Origin of the sequence: Nocardioides sp. (assembly GCF_035429765.1) — a bacterium.
Lineage (GTDB): Bacteria > Actinomycetota > Actinomycetes > Propionibacteriales > Nocardioidaceae > Nocardioides.
This window is the reverse complement of the sequence record NZ_DAOMFK010000284.1, coordinates 1-2,849: the sequence shown is the minus strand read 5'-3', so window position 1 is coordinate 2,849 and position 2,849 is coordinate 1. Positions and strand designations below refer to the sequence as shown.

Genomic DNA, 2,849 nt, shown 5'->3' with positions numbered 1-2,849 from the left:
GAGCGACCCCAGCAGCGCCTTGGCGCCGGTCGGCGTGAGCGCCTCGATGCCCGTGCCCGCGAGGGGCTGGCCGGGGGCGAGCGGGTCGGTCGTGTCGGGATCCGCACCGGCGGGCAGGCCCGGCCGGCCCAAGGCGGCGCGGCCGACCCGTGGGGCCCTCCCGGTGTCAGCTCGGAGGAGCCCCCCTTCTGATCCACCGGGCGGGCGCACAGCGCCCGTCCACCCACCCGAACACCCCTACCATTCCGGCGCAGTACCCACTCTGAGCCGGGCTTCGCGAAAGGAAGCACCACAATGGCCAAGGCAGTGATTCGCAAGCCAAAGAAGAAGGTTTGCCAGTTCTGCAAGGAGAAGGCGACCGGTGTCGACTACAAGGACACCGCGCTGCTCCGCAAGTTCATCTCCGACCGGGGCAAGATCCGCGCGCGGCGAGTGACCGGCAACTGCGTCCAGCACCAGCGCGACGTGGCCATCGCGGTCAAGAACGCCCGCGAGGTCGCCCTGCTCCCCTACACCTCCACCGGTCGCTGAGAGGAGCCGAGACTGTGAAGCTGATTCTGACCCAGGAGGTCGACGGCCTCGGGTCCCCCGGGGACGTGGTCGAGGTCAAGGACGGCTACGGCCGCAACTACCTCGTGCCCCGCGGCCTGGCGACCCGCTGGACCCGCGGCGGCGAGAAGACCGTCGAGTCGATCAAGAAGGCCCGTGCCACCCGCGCGGTGCGCGACCGCGAGCACGCCGACGAGATCCGGACCAAGCTGGAGGCGGCCGCGGTGGAGGTGAAGGTGCGCGCCGGAGCCTCCGGCCGCCTCTTCGGTGCCGTCACCGTCGCCGAGATCGCCGACGCGCTCGGCAAGGCCTCCGGCGAGGCGGTGGACCGGCGCACCATCGTGGTCACCAACCCGATCAGGTCGCTGGGCGCCCACCAGGTCGCCGTCAAGCTCCACGACGACGTGTCGGCCACCGTGTCGCTGAACGTCGTGCCGGGCTGACCCAGGCAGCGCACCACCGACGGCCCGTACCCCTGGGGGTGCGGGCCGTCGGTGTCAGCGGGGCTGCTCAGTGGCCGAGGACCTGGGGCCGGACCAGGACGCCGGCGCCGTCGATGCGGTCCTCCCAGAGGTCGACCAGGGCTCGGTCGGCCTCGGCGAAGGAGTAGGGCACGGTGTGCACCCGGATCCCGATCCGCGCCGCCTCGGCGAGGAACGCCTCGCCGTCGGCGCGGGTGTTGGCGGTGACCGAGAGCAGCCGTCGCTCCTGGAAGAGGTGCTCCTGGTAGCGCAGCACGGGGATGTCGGAGAGGTGGATGCCCGCGACGGCCAGCGTCCCGCCGCGGTCCAGGGCCGCCAGCGCCGTCGGGACCAGGTCGCCGACGGGGGCGAACAGGATCGCTGAGTCCAGCAGCTCGGGCGGGCTGTCGTAGGCGTCGCCGGCCGAGGCCGCCCCCAGGCTCCGGGCCAGCGCCCGGGCGGAGGCCGATCGGGTCAGCACGTGCACGGTGATCCCGCGGGCCACCGCGAGCTGGGCGGTGAGGTGGGCCGAGCCGCCGAAACCGTAGAGGCCGAGCCGGCCGCCCGGCGGGACCGCCGCCCGCTCCAGGGCGCGGTAGCCGATGATCCCGGCGCACAGCAGCGGTGCGGCGGTGAGGTCGTCGAACTGCGGGGGGATCCGGTAGGCGAAGGCCTCGGGCACCACGGCGTACTCGGCGTAGCCGCCGTCGGCGTCCCAGCCGGTGAAGGTCGGCTCGAGGCAGAGGTTCTCCCGGCCCGACCGGCAGAACCGGCAGCGCCCGCAGGTACGCCGCAGCCAGGCCATCCCGATCCGTTCCCCGGGCGAGAACCGCGTGGCGTCCGCGCCGCGTCGCACCACCCTGCCGACGACCTCGTGCCCCGGGACGACGGCCTCCCGGTGCACCGGGAGGTCGCCCATGGTCACGTGCAGGTCGGTGCGGCACACCCCGCACGCGTCGACGCGGACGAGGACCTCGTCCGGCCCCGGCTCGGGCACCGGCCGGGTCACCTGGCGCAGCGGCGTGGTGTCCAGCGGCCCCGGCTCGGGCACCGCCCAGGCCTGCATCGTCACCGGTACCTCGGTCACGGTGCCACGCTAGCAACCCGGACGCTCAGCGCACACCGGTGACCAGCCAGGCCTCACCGCGCTCCCGGCGCAGCAGGACGGCCGCGCGAGCACCCATGAACACCACGCAGAAGGTCGCCCAGATGCCGGTCAGGCTGCCGAGGGTCGCGGCGACCACCAGGACCGCGGGCGCGTAGACGGCCAGGACCGCGAGTCCGGCCCAGGCGAGGTAGGTCCCGTCGCCCGCCCCGATCAGGACTCCGTCGAGCACGAACACCAGACCGGCCAGCGGCTGACCCAGCGCCGCGACGACGAGCACCGGCACCAGCAGGTCCAGCACCGCCGCGTCGGTGGTGAACAGCCGACCCAGCCACGGGGCCAGCGCCCCCAGCCCGAGGGCGGTGACCAGCCCGCTGACCACGCCCCAGCCCAGCATCCGCCGGGTCACCGCCCGGGTGGTGGCCGCATCCCCGGCCCCCAGGTAACGACCGGTGAGCGCCTGGGCGGCGATGGCGATCGAGTCGAGCACGAAGGCCAGGAACGTCCACACGGTGAAGGCCAGCTGGTGGGCGGCGAGCTCGGCACTGCCGGTGGCCGAGCCGACCACGACGGCGTACGTCGTGACGATCAGCGCAGCGCGCAGGGTGAGGGTGCGGATGAGCAGCGGGACGGCGGCGTGCCCGGCGGCACGGATCCCGGGCAGGTCGGGGGCCAGCGGCGCCCCGTGCCGTCGGGCGGCGCGCAGCACCACTGCCACCAGCGCCGCCGCGACC

At 74.2% G+C, this 2,849-nt stretch carries 4 protein-coding genes; 2 read left to right on the top strand and 2 right to left on the bottom strand.

All coding sequences use genetic code 11. The features are described from left to right. Positions 1–294: 294 nt before the first annotated feature. On the top strand, positions 295–531 hold the full coding sequence (gene rpsR / locus PLP61_RS16215) for a 30S ribosomal protein S18 (protein WP_011758085.1): 237 nt from the start codon (positions 295–297) through the stop codon (positions 529–531). A 14-nt stretch (positions 532–545) separates the two neighbouring features. Further along, positions 546–992: a 50S ribosomal protein L9 gene (gene rplI, locus PLP61_RS16210; protein ID WP_324503800.1), complete on the top strand. Its 447-nt coding sequence runs from the start codon at positions 546–548 to the stop codon at positions 990–992. 67 nt (positions 993–1,059) lie between these two features. Here rplI and PLP61_RS16205 read toward each other — a convergent pair whose 3' ends face one another. Together PLP61_RS16205 and PLP61_RS16200 are read right to left on the bottom strand one after the other, a co-directional pair. Then, the gene (locus PLP61_RS16205; RefSeq protein WP_324503799.1) at positions 1,060–2,097 is read right to left on the bottom strand and encodes a zinc-dependent alcohol dehydrogenase family protein; all 1,038 of its coding nucleotides are present in this window, start codon (positions 2,095–2,097) and stop codon (positions 1,060–1,062) included. Between the two features lie 25 nt (positions 2,098–2,122). Beyond that, positions 2,123–2,849: MATE family efflux transporter (locus PLP61_RS16200; RefSeq protein ID WP_324503798.1), on the bottom strand; the 727-nt coding region annotated here is incomplete at its 5' end.